Consider the following 17880-nt stretch of genomic DNA (forward strand, 5'->3'; position numbering starts at 1 on the left):
CAGCGGCCGGCCGCCGCGCTACTTCGAGGCGCCCAAGACCCGGTTCAACGCCCCCGTCTCGCCGCACCGGCGAATCACCGGCTGCCGCGTCGAACTCGCGCGGGCCAAGGCCGTCAAGGACGCCTACGGCGTCAAGCTCAACGACGTCGTGCTGGCGCTGGTGGCCGGAGCCGCCCGCGAGTACCTGCAGAAGCGCGGCGAGTTGCCCGCCAAACCACTCATCGCCCAGATTCCCGTCTCCACCCGCACCGACGACAACAAGGACGACGTCGGCAATCAGGTGAGCTCGATGACCGTGTCGCTGGCCACCGACGTCGAGGATCCCGCCGAGCGGCTGCGCGCGATCCACGAGAGCACCCAGAACGCCAAGCTGATGGCCAAAGCCTTGTCGGCGCACCAGATCATGGGGCTGACCGAGACGACACCGCCCGGGCTGCTGGGGCTGGCCGCGCGCGCCTACACGGCCAGTGGCCTGTCGCGAAACCTGGCCCCCATCAACCTGGTTGTCTCCAATGTGCCGGGCCCGCCGTTCCCGTTGTTCATGGCGGGCGCGCGGCTGGATTCGCTGGTGCCGCTCGGGCCGCCCGTCATGGACGTCGCCCTGAACATCACCTGCTTCTCCTACACCGACTATCTGGACTTCGGCTTCGTCACGACGCCCGAGGTGGCCAACGACATCGACGACATGGCCGACCGCATCGAGCCGGCGCTTACCGAATTGGAGAAGGCCGCCGCGCGGGAGTGAGGGGCTCTCTCTCCTGCCGCGAGCGTCACGCTAGCGTGACCGCCGCAAGCGAGCGTCACGCTAGCGTGACGCTCGCCGGGCCAAGGCGGCTCTTACCCGGCTGACGATGTCGGCCGGGCGATCGCCGACGACCACTCGAACGACGATCCAGCCCAGACGTTCGAGCGTTTCGCGCCGCCTGATGTCCCACGTGTATTGCCAGCGATCCCGACGATGTTGCTCACCGTCGTACTCGGCGGCGACTTTGACATCCTCCCAACCCATGTCGAGGTAGTACGTTTGCTGGCCGAACTCGTCACTGACCGGAATCTGCGTTCGTGGCCGGGGCAGCCCCGCGCGGATCAGCAACAGCCGCAACCACGTCTCCTTGGGCGACTGCGCGCCGGCGTCCGCGAGACTGATCGCGTTACGCGCCGACTGAATGCCGCGTCGGCCCGGATACCGTTCGGCCAGCATCTGAAGCTCGGCCACCTGGCAGTCGGTCGCGCGAAGCAGGTCGTCGATCACGGCCACCGCATCGTTCATCGGGTGCCAGCATCCCAGGTCGACAGCCGTCCGGGCCGGCGTCGTCACGGGAACGCCGTCGATGAGCGTGATTTCGTCGTCTTCTAGCCGGTCACTATGAATCCGCAATCCCGGCAACGGGTTTCTGTTGCTATGGAGGATCTCCAGCGGTGCCGTGGGGTCTACCCACACGGCACCATGAATAGCGGCAGCCGACAGCCCCGCGATAATGCCTCGCCGACGCGACCACAGCCATGCTGCGCGGGCTCGAATCAGCGGAGTGAGCTCTGCGCCGGGATCGACATACACATCGCGAAACAACTTCGTGTAGTGCGTCCGCAACCCGCTCTTGATGAGTTCTCCGTGTGCGACCGCCTCACTGCCGATGAATGGTTCCGCCATCGCGGCAGCGTCGCACACACCCTGACGAACGTCAGGTCAGTGCGTCCCGACTATCCACACCCTGCCACGCCAGCGTGACGCTCGCGTCCCAGAGCCACGCTGGCGTGACGCTCGGCGCGACCGGCCTTAGTCGCGCTCGGGCGGGTTGGTCGCGTACACCCAGGACAGGAAGCGCGCGACGGCCTCCGCCGACCGATGCGCGCGGGGCGAGCTGAAGATGTCGAAAGCGTGTTGTGCGCTGGGCAATTCGGCGTACGCGACCGGGGATTTCGACACCGCGCGCAGTTCCTCGATGAACTCCTGGGCCTCGCCGACGGGGATGAGCGAATCGTCGCTGCCGTGCAACACGAAGAAGGGCGGCGCGTCGGCGTGTAGCCGCCGGATCGGTGACGCGTCGACGTAGACGTCGCGGTGAGAGTCGAATGGCCGCTTGACGACGAACTTTTCGAGCAGCGAGACGAACTCTGGCCGGCCCTCGCCCTCGGTGGAGAACCAGTCGTAGCGGCCGTAGATCGGGACGGCGGCCACCACCGACGTGTCGGCTTCTTCGAAGCCCGGCTGGAACTTCGGGTCGTTCGGGGTCAGCGCCGCCAGCGCGCACAGGTGCCCGCCCGCGGAGCCGCCGGTGACCGCGACGAAGTCGGGGTCGCCGCCGTAGTCGGCGATGTTCTCCTTGACCCACGCCAGCGCCCGTTTGACGTCGACGATGTGATCGGGCCAGGTGTGCCGAGGGGAGACCCGATAGCCGATCGAGACACACACCCAGCCGCGCGCGGCCAGGTGGCTCATCAGGGGGTAGGCCTGCGGCCGCCGCATCCCGATCATCCAGGCGCCGCCCGGCACCTGCAGCAGCACCGGGGCCTTGGCGTCGCGCGGCAGGTCACGGCGGCGCCAGATGTCGGCGAGGTTGGCGCGGCCGTTGGGCCCGTAGGACACCACGTTGGTCTTCTCGACGTAGCGCCGGCGCGCCACGGTGTTGCCCAGCGGCAGGCTGCGCCGCCCGCTGCGCGTGGGCTTGGTGTGCGGCAGCTTGCCCAGCGCCTCGGAGTAGTCGTGTCCGAGCTGCTCGCGCAGCCCCGCCTCCAGCACCGGCCCGGGGGTGGTGACGGCGCGGTAGCGGATCACCCCCAGGATCGCCCACGACGCGGCCGTCAGCGCCAGCGCCGCCTTGCCGCGCCGCCCCTCGAAATGGCCGCGCCGTGCGCGCCGCAGCGCGTCCACCAGCGAGACGGAGAAGTAGACGCCCGGCACCTCCGAGGTCGGCCAGCCGAACCAGAAGACCAGCACGGTGCTGTAGCCCTTGCGGGCCAGCGGCCGTAATCCGTTGGCGGCGTTGGCCAATTCCAGGGCGGCGCGCGCCAGCGGCCGGGGACGCCGCAGTTGCGAAAAGCGACGCATCAGCCGGTGACCCGGGACTGCAGATCGCTGCGCAGGATCTTTCCGGTGCTGCTGCGCGGAAGCTCGTCGAGGATGGCGATTTCGCGGGGGACCTTGTAGTTGGCCAGGTTGTCCCGGACGTGTTGCTTGAGCGTCTCGACCGTGGCCTGGGCGCCCGGGCTCAGCACCACGAACGCCGCCAGGCGCTGGCCGTACTGCTCGTCGTCGACGCCGATCACCGCGGCCTCGGCCACGTCGTCGTGCGCCGCCAGCGTCTTCTCCACCTCGATCGGGTAGACGTTCTCCCCGCCGGAGACGATCATCTCGTCGTCGCGCCCGACCACGAACAACCGGCCGGCCTCGTCCAGATAGCCCACGTCGCCCGAGGACATGAACCCGGCGTGGAAATCTTTCGTGCTGCCCGACGTGTAACCCTCGAACTGGGTGTCGTTGCGGACATAGATGGTGCCGACCTCACCGGTGGGCAATTCGTTGAAATCCGCATCCAGAATCCGGATTTCGGTCCCGCCCGCCGGCCGGCCCGCGGTGTCGGGCGCCGCCCGCAGGTCCGCCGGGGTGGCGGTGGCGATCATGCCGGCCTCGGTGGCGTTGTAGTTGTTGTAGATCACGTCGCCGAATTCGTCCATGAACGCGGTGACGACGTCGGGGCGCATGCGCGAGCCGGATGCCGCCGCGAATCGCAATGTCTTGCAGCTGTACCGCTTGCGCACCTCGGGCGGCAACTCCATGATGCGGTCGAACATCACCGGCACCACCGCCAGGCCGGTCGCCCGGTGCCGGTCGATGAGGTCCAGCGTCGCCTCCGGATCGAACTTGCGCCGGGTGACCACCGTGCACGCCATCGACGCCGCGAAAATCAACTGCGAGAAACCCCAGGCGTGGAACATCGGCGCCACGACCACGACCGTCTCCTCGGCCCGCCACGGCGTGCGGTCCAGGATGGCCTTGAGCGTGCCGATGCCCGCGTTGCCGCCAGTTTGGTTGGCGCCCTTGGGCGTTCCGGTGGTGCCGGAGGTCAGCAGGATCATCCTGCCCTTGCGCCCGGTGCGCTCGGGCTGCTGGCCGCTGTGCCCGGCGATCAGCCGCTCGACGGTGAGCTCGTGCTGCCCTGGGGGCCCCTCCCGCTCGCGGGGGACGGTCCAGGCCACGATGCGGGTGGCCTCGGGTTTGTCGGCCAGCGCGCGGTCCACGGTCTCGGTGAACTCCTCGTCGTAGATGACGGCGTCCACACCCTCGCGGTTGACGACTTCGGCGAGCGCCGGTCCGGCGAATGACGTGTTGAGCAACACCACGTCGGACCCGATCCGGTTGGTGGCCACCACCGCCTCGACGAAGCCGCGGTGGTTGCGGCACATGATCCCGACAACCCGGGGCCGGCCGGCGGGCAGTTTCTGCAGCGCCGCGGCGAGCGCGTTGATCCGCTCGTCCAGCTGGCGCCAGGTCAGCGTGCCCAGTTCGTCGATCAGGCCGGGCCGGTCCGGGCAGCGTTGCGCCGCACTGGCGAAGCCGACGGTCATCCCCATGCCCTCGCGGCGCATGGCCGCGGCGATCTTCAGGTAGCGGTCGGGCCGCATCGGCGCGATCATGCCCGCGCGCCGCAGGGTGGTGATGACGCCGAAGGCTTGATTCAACGGAGAAGCCACGGCTCAGCCCAGGATCGGGAAGCGTCGCTTGGCGGCCAGGTCCTTGAGGGCCTGCTGCATCACCGATCGGACATGCTCGTCGACCTCGTCGACGTCCGGGTCGTCGCCGAATTGCGCGGCGATGTCGATCGGCTTCAGCACCTGCGTGACGATCTTGGTGGGCAGCGGCAGGTTGGGCGGAATCACGGCGCTGAACCCGAAGGGGAAGCCGAACGACAGCGGCAGGATGGCGCTGCGCAGCAGGCGCTTCACCCCCAGCCGCTCGGCCAGCCAGGTCCCGCGCGACAGGTAGAGCTGCGTCTCCTGCCCGCCGATGGACACCGCGGGCACGATGGGGACGCCGGCCTCGATCGCCGTCCTGACGTATCCCTTGCGCCCGTCGAAGTCGATGACGTTCTCCGACAGCGTCGGCCGGTACGCGTCGTAGTCACCGCCGGGAAAGACGATCACCACCCCGCCGGACCGCAGGGCCTGGGCCGCGTTCTCCCGGTTCGCCCGGATGTACCCGGTGCGCCGGAAGAAGTCTCCGGTGGGGCCGGTCATGAGGATGTCGTGGCTCAGCGTGTACACGGGTCGGTCGTAGCCGAATTTCTCGTAGAAGTGCACGGTGAAGATCGGGACGTCCATCGGGAACATGCCGCCGGAGTGATTGCCGACGACCAGCGCCCCGCCGGGCGGGAACGAATCCAGGCCGTGCACCTCGGACCGGAAGTAGACCTTCAGCGCCGGGCGCATCACGCCCATCAGGCGCTGGGTCAGGACGGGGTCGAATTTGCCGATGTCGCCGTCGTCGCGGTGATCGTTTTCGGTCACGTTCCTCCCTTGACGCTCCCGCGAGGCCGCTCGAGGTTTGAAGGCCGCGCCGAGTTTGATGGTAGCGAGCGCTGCGCGGCCGCCGTCACGGTGCCTATTTCTTTCCGCGTCCATCGATCGCGTCCATTGATATGGTGTCGCCCCGGTCCGGGCGCTATTGTTACGACGCCCTCAGTGAGATATCGAGAAGCGGGGAACCCGATGGACGTTGCCGGTTTGTCCCCCGAACTAAGCGCCCGATCGGGCCCCGCACGCAAAATCACGCCTCGTGACCGGCGCGCTCGCCGGCTGCACGCCAGCGTGGTCCGGTCCGAACCGGCCCAGACGAGCCAGCCGCCCGCGCCGGCGGGCGACGTCGACCCGGCCGGCGCGGACGCGGCGGATCAGCGCCAGGCGGACTACTTCATCCGGCTGCTCTCCCAGAATCGCAGGCTCATCGAACAGCGGATCGACGACTATCAGAAGGCGATCGCGTCCGCGCAAGTCGCCGGTGACGCCGATGCCGTCTGCAACCTTCGGCGCATGGCGCGAATCGAGGAACAGGATCGGGACAATCTCGACGCGATGCTGGAGAACCTGCGCCGCCGATTCGCCCGCCGGGCCCCCGGCGAGCCGCCCGCCCATTCCGCGCGGCGGCGCCCCACGGCTCGCTAGTCGCCCCCTCGTATTCGCCTGAAACACAACGGTTTTCGTCGCCAATACCACCGGCGGGGAGCCGGGTGGCGCGGAATCGGTGACACTGGATCGCGGTGCCGATACATTTGAGGGTCGAACTGGTTTCTCCCGACACCGAACGAGGCCGCCCATGGGATTCATGACCCCGGAGCTTCCCGACGTCGATCGCAAGGCCTGGCCCACTCTGCCCCGGGCCACCCGGCTGCAGGTCGTGACGCGGCACTGGGCGGAACACGGCTTCGGGACACCGTATGCCGTGTATCTGCTGTACCTGATCAAGATCGCCCTGTACATCGCCGTCGCCGCTGCGATCATCTCGCTGACCCCGGGCCTCGGCGGGCTCGGCCGCATCGCCGACTGGTGGACACAGCCGATTGTCTACCAGAAGGTCATCGTCTACACGCTGATGTTCGAGGTGTTGGGCCTGGGTTGTGGGTCCGGCCCGCTGACCGGACGGTTCATGCCGCCCATCGGCGGGATCTTGTACTGGTTGCGGCCCAACACGATTCGGCTGCCGGCGTGGCCGACAAAGGTGCCGTTCACGGCCGGTGACAACCGCACCGTCGTCGATGTCGCGCTGTACGCAATCGTTTTGGCCGGCGGGGTGTGGGCGCTGCTGTCGCCCGGCCACGGCGGGCCGGTCACCGCGGCCGGTGACGTCGGCCTGATCGACCCCGTTCGCGTCATCCCGACGATCGTCGCGCTGGCCGTACTGGGCCTGCGCGACAAGACCATTTTCCTGGCCGCGCGCGGCGAGCACTACTGGCTCAAGCTGTTTGTGTTCTTCTTCCCGTTCACCGATCAGATCGCGGCATACAAGCTCATCATGCTGTTGTTGTGGTGGGGCGCCGCAACATCCAAGCTGAACCACCACTTCCCGTACGTGGTGTCGGTGATGACGAGCAACAACGCGCTGTTGCGGCCCAAACTGTTCAACCCGCTCAAGCACATGCTGTACCGCGACCACATCAACGATCTGCGTCCCACCTGGTTGCCGAAGATGATGGCCCACGTCGGCGGCACCACAGCCGAATTCGTGGTTCCGACGGTGCTGGTCTTCTTCGCCGGCGATCACCCGTGGCGGTGGTTCCTGATCGGATTCATGGTCATCTTCCACCTCAACATCATTTCCAACCTCCCGATGGGAGTTCCGTTGGAGTGGAACGTTTTTTTCATCTTCTCGCTGTTCTATCTGTTCGGGCACTACGCCTCGATCCGGGCCACCGACCTGCGTTCGCCGCTGCTGTGGGCCCTCGTCATCGCCGCGGCGGCGTTCGTGATCGTGGGAAACATGTTCCCTGAGAAGATTTCATTCCTCCCGGCGATGAGGTATTACGCCGGCAACTGGGCCTCCAGCGTGTGGTGCTTCCGCGCCGGCGCCGAGGAAAAGATCGACGCCGAGATCGTCAAGAGCTCCGCCCTCGTCGTCAACCAGCTGGCCCGGCTTTACGACCCCGAGACCGCGGAGATCATGGCGGACAAGACCGCGGCGTTCCGGGCCATGCACGTGCACGGCCGCGCGCTCAACGCCCTGGTGCCTCGCGCCTTGGGCGGAGAGGCCGAGGAGGCCAATTACAAGATCCGCGAGGGCGAGATCGTCGCCGGGCCGCTCGTCGGCTGGAACTTCGGCGAGGGCCACCTGCACAACGAGCAGCTGCTCGAAGCCGTGCAGCGCCGCTGCCAATTCTCCGACGGCGACGTGCGGGTGATCGTCCTCGAGGGACAGCCGATCCACATCCGGAAGCAGTGGTACCGCATCTTCGATGCGAAAGCTGGACTGATCGAGGAAGGCTATGTCAACGTCGACGACATGCTCACCCGGCAGCCGTGGCCGGAGCCCGGAGACGAGTTGCCCGTGCATGTCACGACGCGGGCGAGCGGGCGCAACGCCCTATGACCCGAGCGGTGGTGGTCGGTGCCGGCCCCAACGGCCTGGCCGCGGCGATCCGGCTCGCCCGCCACGGCGTCGACGTTCAGGTGCTCGAGGCGCGCGACACCGTCGGTGGGGGAGCCCGCTCCGGCGAACTGACGCTGCCCGGCGTCATCCACGACCACTGCTCGGCGTTTCACCCGCTGGGCGTGGGCTCGCCGTTGTGGAAAGAGATCGACCTGCAGCGCCACGGGCTGCGGTGGAACTGGCCGGAGGTCGACTGCGCGCACCCGCTCGACGACGGCAGCGCCGGCCTGCTCTACCGGTCGATCGACGAGACGGTGGCCCGCATGGGCCCGGACGCCGCCCGCTGGCGGCGGGCGATCGGGGACCTGGCGGCGGGGTTCGACGAGCTGGCCGAGGATCTCATGGGCCCCGTGCTGGGCATCCCGCGTCACCCGATTCGCCTGGCCGCCTTCGGGCCCCGGGCGCTGCTGCCGGCCACCACGATGGCCCGCTGGTTTCGCACCGAGCCGGTCCGCGCGTTGTTCGGCGGCGCCGCCGCGCACGTCTTCACGCGGCTGGACCGCCCGCTCACCGCGTCCCTCGGGCTGATGATCCTGGCCAGCGGGCACCGCTACGGCTGGCCCGTCGCGCAAGGCGGGTCCGGGTCCATCAGCCAGGCGCTGGCCGCCGCGCTGAAGGAGCACGGCGGCTCGGTGGCCACCGGGGTGACGGTCACCAGCCGCAAAGACATCCCGGACGCGGACATCGTCATGCTCGACCTCAGCCCGGCCGCCGCGCTCGCCCTCTACGGCGACGCGATGCCGGGCCGGATCCGGCGCTCGTACGGGCGCTACCGCGAGGGCTCCTCGGCGTTCAAGGTCGACTTCGCGATCGAGGGCGACATCCCGTGGACGAACCCCGACTGCGCGCGGGCCGGCACCGTGCACCTCGGCGGCACCTTCGCCGAGATGGCCGACACCGAACGCCAACGCGCGCAGGGCAAGATGGTCGACCGGCCCTTCGTCCTCCTCGGCCAGCAATACCTGGCCGACCCGTCGCGCTCGGCGGGCAACGTCAACCCGATCTGGGCGTACGCGCACGTGCCGTTCGGCTACGAAGGCGACGCCACCACCGCCGTCGTCGGGCAGATCGAGCGGTTCGCGCCCGGCTTCTCCGAACGCGTGCTGGCGACGGTCAGCAAGTCGACCGCGGAACTGCAGGCCTACAACGCCAACTTCATCGGCGGTGACATCATCGGCGGCGCCAACGACGGGCTGCAGGTCATCTTCCGCCCGCGCATCGCCGTCGACCCCTACGCGACCGGCGTCCCGGGCGTCTACCTGTGTTCCCAGTCGACGCCGCCGGGGGCCGGCATCCACGGGCTGTGCGGCTACCACGCCGCCGAGTCGGCGCTGAAGTGGCTGAAGAAACCGCGCCGCGGCTGACATCACATTCGCCGCGGGAACCGGGGCGGCGACCGTGCATGTTACTCATCTAGGCTGACGGCGAGCGCTTAATCAGCGGACTCTAGAGACATCACAAGACAGGGAGAGACAAGTGACGGTCCGAGTAGGCATCAACGGCTTCGGTCGAATCGGGCGGAACTTCTACCGGGCCTTACTGGCTCAACAGGAGCAGGGCACCGCTGATATCGAGGTGATCGCGGTCAACGACCTCACCGACAACGCCAGCCTGGCGCACCTGCTGAAATTCGACTCCATCCTGGGCCGCCTGCCGTATGACGTCAGCCTCGAGGGTGACGACACCATCGTCGTGGGCAGCAAGAAGATCAAGGCGCTCGAGGTGAAGGAAGGCCCGGCGGCGCTGCCCTGGGGTGACCTCGGGGTCGACGTCGTCGTCGAGTCCACCGGCATCTTCACCAACGCGGCCAAGGCCAGGGGCCACCTGGACGCCGGCGCCAAGAAGGTGATCATCTCCGCGCCCGCCACCGACGAGGACATCACCATCGTGCTCGGCGTCAACGACGACAAGTACGACGGCAGCCAGAACATCATCTCCAACGCGTCGTGCACCACGAACTGCCTGGCGCCGGTCACCCGGGTGCTCCAGGACGAGTTCGGCATCGTCAAGGGGCTGATGACCACGATCCACGCCTACACCCAGGACCAGAACCTGCAGGACGGCCCGCACAAGGACCTGCGTCGCGCCCGCGCGGCCGCGCTGAACATCGTGCCGACCTCCACCGGCGCCGCCAAGGCGATCGGGCTGGTGATGCCCGAGCTGAAGGGCAAGCTCGACGGTTACGCGTTGCGGGTGCCGATCCCCACCGGTTCGGTCACCGACCTGACCGTCGAATTGGCCAAGTCGGCCAGCGCCGACGAGATCAACGCGGCGTTCAGGGCCGCCGCCGAGGGCCGGCTGAAGGGCATCCTGAAGTACTACGACGCGCCGATCGTCTCCAGCGACATCGTCACCGATCCACACAGCTCGATCTTCGACTCCGGGCTGACCAAGGTGATCGACAACCAGGCCAAGGTGGTGTCCTGGTACGACAACGAGTGGGGCTACTCCAACCGCCTCATCGACCTCGTCGCGCTGGTCGGCAAGTCGCTGTAGTCGTGGGCATTCCGAACCTGAAAGACCTTCTCGCCGAAGGCGTCTCGGGTCGCGGCGTGTTGGTGCGCTCCGACCTGAACGTGCCGCTCGACGAGGAAGGCGCCATCACCGACCCGGGCCGGATCGCCGCGTCGGTGCCGACGCTGCAGGCGCTCGTCGACGCCGGCGCCAAGGTCGTGGTCGCCGCGCACCTCGGTCGCCCGAAGGGTGGCCCCGACCCGAAGCTGTCGCTGGCGCCGGTCGCCGCCGCGCTCGGCGAACGCCTCGGCCGGCACGTGCAGCTGGCCGGCGATGTAGTCGGCGGCGACGCGCTGGCCCGGGCCGAGGGGCTGACGGACGGCGACGTGCTGCTGCTGGAGAACATCCGCTTCGATCCGCGCGAGACCAGCAAGGACGACGGGGAGCGGCTCGCGCTCGCCCGCGAGCTCGCCGAATTGGTCTCGCCCGGAGGCGCTTTCGTCTCCGACGGCTTCGGGGTGGTGCACCGCAAGCAGGCCTCGGTGTACGACGTCGCCACGCTGCTGCCGCACTACGCCGGCACCCTGGTGGCCGAGGAGATCGCGGTGTTGGAGCAGCTGACCAGCTCCACCGAGCGGCCGTACGCCGTCGTGCTCGGCGGGTCGAAGGTGTCCGACAAGCTCGGCGTCATCGAATCGTTGGCGACCAAGGCCGACAGCATCGTGATCGGCGGCGGCATGTGCTTCACATTCCTTGCCGCACAAGGCTTTTCGGTGGGTAAGTCGCTGCTCGAAGAAGAGATGGTGGACACCTGCCGCCGGTTGCTGGACACCTACGTCGACGTGCTGCGGCTGCCCAGGGACGTCGTGGTGGCCGAGCGGTTCGCCGCGGACTCGCCGCCGCAGACGGTGGCCGCCGACGCCATCGGTGACGACGTGATCGGGCTGGACATCGGGCCGGAATCGGTGAAGCGCTTCGCGGCCCTGCTGTCCAACGCCCGCACCGTCTTCTGGAACGGCCCCATGGGCGTGTTCGAGTTCCCGGCGTTCGCCACGGGCACCCGGGGCGTCGCCGAGGCCATCGCCGCGGCCACCGGCAAGGGCGCGTTCAGCGTGGTGGGCGGCGGCGACTCCGCCGCCGCGGTGCGCGCCCTGGGCATCCCGGAGGCCGACTTCTCGCACATCTCCACCGGCGGTGGCGCGTCCCTGGAATACCTGGAGGGCAAGACGCTGCCGGGCATCGAGGTGCTCGGGGAGCCGCAACCAAGTGGAGGAGACGCGTGAGCCGCAAGCCGCTGATCGCCGGCAACTGGAAGATGAACCTCAACCACTTCGAGGCGATCGCGCTGGTGCAGAAGATCGCGTTCGCGCTGCCGGACAAGTACTACGACAAGGTCGACGTCACCGTCCTGCCGCCGTTCACGGACCTGCGCAGCGTGCAGACCCTGGTCGACGGCGACAAGCTGCGGCTGACCTACGGCGGCCAGGACCTGTCCCCGCACGACTCGGGCGCCTACACCGGTGACATCAGCGGGGCCTTCCTGGCCAAGCTCGGTTGCAGCTTCGTCGTGGTCGGCCACTCCGAGCGGCGCACCTATCACAACGAGGACGACGCGCTGGTGGCCGCGAAGGCCGCCGCGGCGCTCAAGCACGAGTTGACCCCTATCGTGTGCATCGGCGAGCACCTCGAGACTCGCGAGGCGGGCGAACACGTCAGTTACTGCGAAAATCAGCTGCGCGGCTCGCTGGCCGGGCTATCGGCCGAGCAGATCGCCGACGTGGTGATCGCCTACGAGCCGGTGTGGGCGATCGGCACGGGCCGGGTGGCCAGCTCCGCCGACGCGCAGGAGGTGTGTGCGGCGATCCGCAAAGAGTTGGCGTCCCTCGCGTCGCCAAAGATCGCCGAAAGCGTCCGGGTGCTCTACGGCGGTTCGATGAACGCCAAGAACGTCGGCGATCTCGTCGCTCAGGAGGACATCGACGGCGGCCTGGTCGGGGGCGCCTCGCTGGACGGCGAGCAGTTCGCGACGCTCGCGGCGATCGCCGCCGGTGGGCCCCTGCCATAGGCCCGGCCGGTCGAACCCTGCTCAGTTTGCATTGGCTCTGGACTACGGGCGAGTACTCGTGCGAGAGTACTTGCGTGTCATCGATACGTATCTTCATCCTGGCGGGTCTCGAGGAGCGCGGCCCGATGCATGGACACCAGCTCCGCCTGCTTGCCGAGGAAGAGCACGTCGCCCTCTGGACGGACATCACCGTGGGCGCCCTGTACGGGGCGATCAAGCGACTGGCCGCCGAGGACCTCATCGAGGAGGTTCGCATCGAGCGGTCCGGCGCGTATCCGCAACGGCAGATCTGGGCCATCACCGATGCCGGCCGCGAGGCGCTGGGCGGTCTGCGGCTGCGCGCGCTGCGCGAGATCGTCATCAAACCGGACCCGTTCGACCTGGCGATCACCCGGTTGCAGCCCGACCACCTCGGTGACCTGCCGGCGACCATCGCGGCCCGGATCACGTCGCTGAACGCCATGCTCACCGAGTGGGAAGCCCATGCCGCCGCGATCGACCGCTACCTCACCGTGGCCGAGAAGCTGGTCATGAAGCACCGGGCCGACCGGCTGCGCGCCGAAATCGGTTGGCATGAAGAGCTTTCCGAGGCGCTCCCGACGATAGTCACCGGCCGGCGCACGGGAGGTGAGCAGTCGTGACGACCTCGATGCCGAAAACCATTGGTGCCGAACGCCGCAACTGGTTCGCCCTGGCGGTGCTGCTGGTGGGCGCGTTCATGGCATTGCTGGATACCACCATCGTCAACGTCGCCCTGCCGGCCATCCGCACCGGCCTTGCGGCGTCGAACGCCACGCTGTCATGGATAGTTTCGGGCTATGCGCTGGCTTTCGGGTTGGCTCTGATACCCGCCGGCAGGGTGGGGGACCGGTTCGGCCACAAATGGGTCTTCGTCGTGGGCCTGTCGTTGTTCACCGCGGCGAGCCTGGCCTGCGGACTTGCGCACGGCGAGACTCCGCTCGTCTGTGCGCGGGCCGTTCAGGGACTCGGCGGTGGCATCTTCTTCACGTCGGTCACCGCGTTGATCCAGCTGATGTTCACCGACCGCAAACGGGCGCGGGCCCTGGCGATCATGGGGTCGACCATCGGTTTCTCCGTGGCGCTGGGCCCGCTGGTCGGGGGGCTGATCATCCAGGCGTTCGGGCCGGACCCGGGGTGGCGATTGGTGTTCGACGTCAACGTGCCGCTGGGCGTGCTCGCGGTCGTCGCCGCGGCCGTCCTCCTGCCGGTGGGAAGCGACCGCGCGGCGACGTCGGCCGACTGGGCCGGCCTGATCCTGCTATCCGCGGCGCTGATCGCTTTGCTGGTCCCGCTGATCCAGGGACAGCAAGACGGCTGGCCGCTGTGGACTTACGCCTCGATGGCCGGCGCCGCGGCGTTGCTCGCGGTGTTCGCCCGGTGGGAGCGCCACGTCGAGGCGAGTGGGGGCAACCCGCTGGTGCCGCCGCGACTGTTCGCGCACGCGTCCTTCACCGGCGGCGTGCTGCTCGCGCTGGTGTACTTCGCGGCGTTCACGAGCATCTTCTTCACCATCGCGCTGTTGTGGCAGGCGGGGCTCGGCCACACCGCGCTGCAATCCGGTCTGGTGGTGACGCCGTTCGCCGTCGGGCTGGTCGGCGGCGCCTCACAAAGCGACACCCTGGCGGCACGCTTCGGCCGGACCGTGCTGGTGGCCGGGCTGGGGATGGTGGCCGTCGGCATCACCGCGATCTGGGTGGTGCTCGCCGTCACGCCGTGCACCGCGTACAGCGGTTGGCAACTGGCCGCCCCGCTCCTGGTCGCCGGCGTGGGCAGCGGCTTGTTCATCGCGCCCAACGTCGACTTCATCGTCGCCACCGTCGACGCGGAAGATGCCGGCGCGGCCAGCGGTGTGATCGGCACCGCGCAGCGGATCGGCAGCGCGATCGGGATCGCGATCATCGGCACCGTGCTGTTCGGCACGCTGCACGTCGACCGGCCCGGCCCGGCGGCGCTGGCGGCGGCCTTCGCGCACAGCGCGACGCTGGCGATGGCCGCCAGCGCCGGCCTCGGCGTCGCGGCCTTCGCGCTGGTCTTCGCGCTGCCGCGGCGGACCTGGGGCCGCTAGCCGGGCGTCGGTTACGGCCGGTGGCGCGCCAACCGGTAGGCTTTCACGTCATGGAGTTGGCCCTGCAGATCACCCTTGTGGTCACCAGCGTGCTGGTGGTCCTGCTGGTGCTGCTGCACCGCGCCAAGGGTGGCGGCCTGTCGACGCTGTTCGGTGGCGGTGTGCAGTCCAGCCTCTCCGGCTCGACGGTGGTGGAGAAGAACCTGGACCGGTTGACGCTGTTCATCACCGGCATCTGGCTGGTCTCCATCATCGGGGTGGCCCTGCTGATCAAGTACCGGTGACCCGTCGGCGGGCGGACCGCGTGATCCGCACCGATACTGGGTTTCATGGTTGACGTTTCCGACATCGCGCTGGAACCGATCGGCGCCGTGCAACGGACGCTGGTCGGTCGCGAGGCGACCGAGCCGATGCGCGCCGACATCCGGCTGTTGGGCGCCATCCTCGGCGACACCGTCCGCGAGCAGAACGGCGACGAGGTCTTCGATCTCGTGGAACGCGCCCGGGTGGAATCGTTTCGGGTGCGCCGCTCGGAGATCGACCGCGCCGAGCTGGCGCGCATGTTCGACGGCATCGACATTCACCGGGCGATCCCGGTCATCCGCGCGTTCAGCCACTTCGCGTTGCTGGCCAACGTGGCCGAGGACATCCACCGGGAGCGCCGCCGCGCCATCCACGTCTCCGCCGGCGAGCCGCCCCAGGACAGCAGCCTGGCCGCGACCTACGCGAAACTCGATGGCGCCGAACTCGATTCGGCCACCGTGGCCGAGGCGCTGCGCGGCGCGCTGATCTCCCCGGTGATCACCGCGCATCCCACCGAAACCCGGCGGCGCACCGTCTTCGTCACCCAGCACCGGATCACCAGTCTGATGCGGTTGCACGCCGAAGGGCACACCGAAACCGACGACGGGCGCAACATCGAGCGCGAACTGCGCCGCCAGGTGCTCACGCTGTGGCAGACCGCGCTGATCCGGTTGTCCCGGCTGCAGATCACCGACGAGATCGAGGTGGGGCTGCGGTACTACCCCGCCGCGTTCTTCCAGGTCATCCCGCAGGTCAACGCCGAGGTCCGCGACGCGTTGCGGGCGCGCTGGCCCGAAACCGACCTGCTCGCCGCGCCGATCGTCGCGCCCGGTTCCTGGATCGGCGGCGACCGCGACGGCAACCCGAACGTGACGGGCGACGTGGTGCGCCAGGCCACCGGCAGCGCCGCGTTCACCGCACTGTCGCACTACCTGGCCGAGCTCACCGCCCTCGAGCAGGATCTGTCGATGTCGGCGCGCCTCGTCCCGGTCACTCCCGGGCTGGCCGAACTGGCGGAGGGTTGCCAGGAGAAGGTCCGCGCCGACGAGCCCTACCGGCGGGCGGTGCGGGTGATCCGCGCCCGGCTCACCGCCACGGCCGCCGAGATCCTGGACCGCCAACCGCAGCACGAGCTCGACCTCGGCCTGCCACCGTATTCCGCCCCGGGCGAGCTGCAGGCGGATCTGGACACCATCGACTCCTCGCTGCGCGCCCACGGCAGCGCGCTGCTGGCCGACGACCGGCTGGCCCTGCTGCGAGAAGGCGTGAGCGTCTTCGGCTTTCACCTGTCCGGGCTCGACATGCGACAGAACTCCGACGTCCACGAGGAGGTGGTGGGGGAGCTGCTGGCGTGGGCCGGGGTGCATCCGGACTACGCCTCGCTGCCCGAGGACGAGCGCGTCGCGCTGCTGGCGGGTGAACTGGGCACCCGCCGCCCGCTGGTCGGTGACCGCGCGCAACTGTCCGAGCTGGCCCGCAAGGAGCTCGAGGTCGTCGACGCCGCGGCCTACGCCGTCGGGCGCTACGGCCCGGCCGCCGTCCCGAACTACGTCATCTCCATGTGCCGCTCGGTGTCGGATGTCCTGGAGGTGGCGATCCTGCTGAAAGAGGGCGGGCTGCTTGATGCCTCCGGGGCGGAACCGTATTGCCCGGTGGCCATCTCGCCGCTGTTCGAGACGATCGACGATCTGCACAACGGCGCGGCGATCCTGCAGGCGATGCTGGACCTGCCGCTGTACCGCTCGGTCGTCGACGCGCAGGGCGGGCGTCAGGAGGTGATGCTGGGCTACTCCGACTCGAACAAGGACGGCGGTTACCTGGCCTCCAGCTGGGCGGTCTACCGCGCCGAGCTGTCCCTGGTCGAGGTGGCCCGCACGGCCGGAATTCGGTTGCGGCTCTTCCACGGTCGCGGCGGCACCGTCGGCCGCGGCGGCGGGCCGAGTTATCAAGCGATCCTGGCCCAGCCGCCGGGCGCGGTGAACGGCTCGCTGCGGCTCACCGAGCAGGGCGAGGTGATCGCCGCCAAGTACGCCGAACCGCAATCGGCGCGGCGCAACCTGGAGAGCCTGGTCGCCGCCACGCTGGAGTCGACGCTGCTCGACGTTGAGGGGCTGGGCGATGCCGCGGAGCCCGCCTATGCGGTGCTCGACGAGGTGGCCACCCTGGCGCAGCGGGCCTACGCCGAATTAGTGCATGAGACACCGGGTTTCGTCGACTACTTCATGGCCTCCACTCCGGTCAGCGAGATCGGTTCGCTCAACATCGGCAGCCGCCCGACGTCGCGCAAGCCGACGTCGTCGATCTCCGACCTGCGGGCCATCCCCTGGGTGCTGGCCTGGAGCCAGTCCCGGGTCATGCTGCCCGGCTGGTACGGCACCGGGACGGCGTTCGAGCAGTGGATCGGGGCGGGCCCGGAAAGCGAAGACGAGCGGGTGGCGATCCTGCACGACCTGTACGAGCGCTGGCCGTTCTTTCGCAGCGTGCTGTCCAACATGGCGCAGGTGCTGGCCAAGAGCGACCTCGGGCTGGCGGCCCGGTACGCGCAGCTGGTTTCCGACGAGGAGCTGCGCGACCGGGTGTTCGACAAGATCGTCGACGAGCACCGGCGGACCATCGCGATGCACAAGCTCATCACCGGTCAGGACGACCTGCTCGCCGACAACCCCGCGCTGGCGCGGTCGGTGTTCAACCGCTTCCCCTACCTCGAGCCGCTGAACCACCTGCAGGTGGAGTTGTTGCGCCGCTACCGCTCCGGCGACGACGACGAGTTGGTGCAGCGCGGCATCCTGTTGACGATGAACGGGTTGGCCAGCGCGTTACGGAACAGCGGGTGAT

The 17880-nt window shown here is 68.8% G+C and carries 15 protein-coding genes; 11 read left to right on the forward strand and 4 right to left on the reverse strand.

The window, feature by feature from the left end:
• On the forward strand, positions 1-745 hold a 745-nt coding region (locus tag A5702_RS03680), incomplete at its 5' end, for a WS/DGAT domain-containing protein (protein WP_156669474.1).
• A 60-nt stretch (positions 746-805) separates the two neighbouring features.
• Here the strand turns inward: A5702_RS03680 and A5702_RS03685 are convergent.
• From A5702_RS03685 to A5702_RS03700, 4 genes are all read right to left on the reverse strand, one after another.
• A complete protein-coding gene (locus A5702_RS03685) occupies positions 806-1651 on the reverse strand; it encodes a DUF559 domain-containing protein (RefSeq protein ID WP_068218355.1) in 846 nt (281 codons plus the stop codon).
• A 126-nt stretch (positions 1652-1777) separates the two neighbouring features.
• The gene (locus tag A5702_RS03690; RefSeq protein WP_068218358.1) at positions 1778-3049 is read right to left on the reverse strand and encodes an alpha/beta hydrolase; all 1272 of its coding nucleotides are present in this window, start codon (positions 3047-3049) and stop codon (positions 1778-1780) included.
• Positions 3049-4635, reverse strand: coding sequence for an acyl-CoA ligase FadD12 (gene fadD12 / locus A5702_RS03695; RefSeq protein WP_231964988.1), 1587 nt, complete (start codon positions 4633-4635; stop codon positions 3049-3051). Before fadD12 ends, A5702_RS03690 begins: the two co-directional genes overlap by 1 nt.
• Positions 4636-4695: 60 nt before the next feature.
• Entirely contained in the window at positions 4696-5436 is a 741-nt protein-coding gene (locus tag A5702_RS03700) for a lysophospholipid acyltransferase family protein (protein WP_231633875.1), read from the reverse strand.
• Between the two features lie 369 nt (positions 5437-5805).
• On the opposite strand from A5702_RS03700, the gene A5702_RS03705 reads away from it, so the two are divergent.
• From A5702_RS03705 to ppc, 10 genes are all read left to right on the forward strand, one after another.
• On the forward strand, positions 5806-6159 hold the full coding sequence (locus A5702_RS03705) for a hypothetical protein (RefSeq protein ID WP_231964985.1): 354 nt from the start codon (positions 5806-5808) through the stop codon (positions 6157-6159).
• Positions 6160-6310: 151 nt separating this feature from the next.
• On the forward strand, positions 6311-8077 hold the full coding sequence (locus A5702_RS03710) for a DUF3556 domain-containing protein (protein WP_068218370.1): 1767 nt from the start codon (positions 6311-6313) through the stop codon (positions 8075-8077).
• Entirely contained in the window at positions 8074-9501 is a 1428-nt protein-coding gene (locus A5702_RS03715; RefSeq protein WP_068218373.1) for an NAD(P)/FAD-dependent oxidoreductase, read from the forward strand. The genes A5702_RS03710 and A5702_RS03715 overlap by 4 nt, the downstream gene beginning before the upstream one ends.
• Before the next feature lie 112 nt (positions 9502-9613).
• Positions 9614-10633, forward strand: a complete 1020-nt coding sequence (gap, locus tag A5702_RS03720) for a type I glyceraldehyde-3-phosphate dehydrogenase (RefSeq protein WP_068218377.1) — start codon at positions 9614-9616, stop codon at positions 10631-10633.
• 2 nt (positions 10634-10635) lie between these two features.
• On the forward strand, positions 10636-11874 hold the full coding sequence (gene pgk / locus A5702_RS03725) for a phosphoglycerate kinase (protein ID WP_068218379.1): 1239 nt from the start codon (positions 10636-10638) through the stop codon (positions 11872-11874).
• On the forward strand, positions 11871-12656 hold the full coding sequence (gene tpiA, locus A5702_RS03730) for a triose-phosphate isomerase (protein WP_067819801.1): 786 nt from the start codon (positions 11871-11873) through the stop codon (positions 12654-12656). The genes pgk and tpiA overlap by 4 nt, the downstream gene beginning before the upstream one ends.
• A gap of 74 nt (positions 12657-12730) precedes the next feature.
• Positions 12731-13297: a PadR family transcriptional regulator gene (locus A5702_RS03735; protein ID WP_068218382.1), complete on the forward strand. Its 567-nt coding sequence runs from the start codon at positions 12731-12733 to the stop codon at positions 13295-13297.
• Positions 13294-14742, forward strand: coding sequence for an MFS transporter (locus tag A5702_RS03740; RefSeq protein ID WP_231964986.1), 1449 nt, complete (start codon positions 13294-13296; stop codon positions 14740-14742). Before A5702_RS03735 ends, A5702_RS03740 begins: the two co-directional genes overlap by 4 nt.
• 50 nt (positions 14743-14792) lie before the next feature.
• A complete protein-coding gene (gene secG / locus A5702_RS03745) occupies positions 14793-15026 on the forward strand; it encodes a preprotein translocase subunit SecG (RefSeq protein WP_040624202.1) in 234 nt (77 codons plus the stop codon).
• 45 nt (positions 15027-15071) lie between these two features.
• The gene (ppc, locus tag A5702_RS03750) at positions 15072-17879 is read left to right on the forward strand and encodes a phosphoenolpyruvate carboxylase (protein WP_068218385.1); all 2808 of its coding nucleotides are present in this window, start codon (positions 15072-15074) and stop codon (positions 17877-17879) included.
• Position 17880: the final 1 nt, after the last annotated feature.

This window comes from Mycobacterium sp. E3339, assembly GCF_001666915.1.
In the GTDB taxonomy this organism is placed as follows: domain Bacteria; phylum Actinomycetota; class Actinomycetes; order Mycobacteriales; family Mycobacteriaceae; genus Mycobacterium.

Excerpts from the sequence above, each read along its gene's own strand:
- ppc (WP_068218385.1), top strand. The coding sequence starts at position 15,072 with ATGGTTGACGTTTCCGACATCGCGCTGGAACCGATCGGCGCCGTGCAA.
- secG (WP_040624202.1), top strand. The coding sequence starts at position 14,793 with ATGGAGTTGGCCCTGCAGATCACCCTTGTGGTCACCAGCGTGCTGGTG.
- A5702_RS03690 (WP_068218358.1), bottom strand. The coding sequence starts at position 3,049 with ATGCGTCGCTTTTCGCAACTGCGGCGTCCCCGGCCGCTGGCGCGCGCC.
- A5702_RS03710 (WP_068218370.1), top strand. The coding sequence starts at position 6,311 with ATGGGATTCATGACCCCGGAGCTTCCCGACGTCGATCGCAAGGCCTGG.
- A5702_RS03700 (WP_231633875.1), bottom strand. The coding sequence starts at position 5,436 with ATGGGCGTGATGCGCCCGGCGCTGAAGGTCTACTTCCGGTCCGAGGTG.
- A5702_RS03715 (WP_068218373.1), top strand. The coding sequence starts at position 8,074 with ATGACCCGAGCGGTGGTGGTCGGTGCCGGCCCCAACGGCCTGGCCGCG.
- A5702_RS03685 (WP_068218355.1), bottom strand. The coding sequence starts at position 1,651 with ATGGCGGAACCATTCATCGGCAGTGAGGCGGTCGCACACGGAGAACTC.
- fadD12 (WP_231964988.1), bottom strand. The coding sequence starts at position 4,635 with ATGATCGCGCCGATGCGGCCCGACCGCTACCTGAAGATCGCCGCGGCC.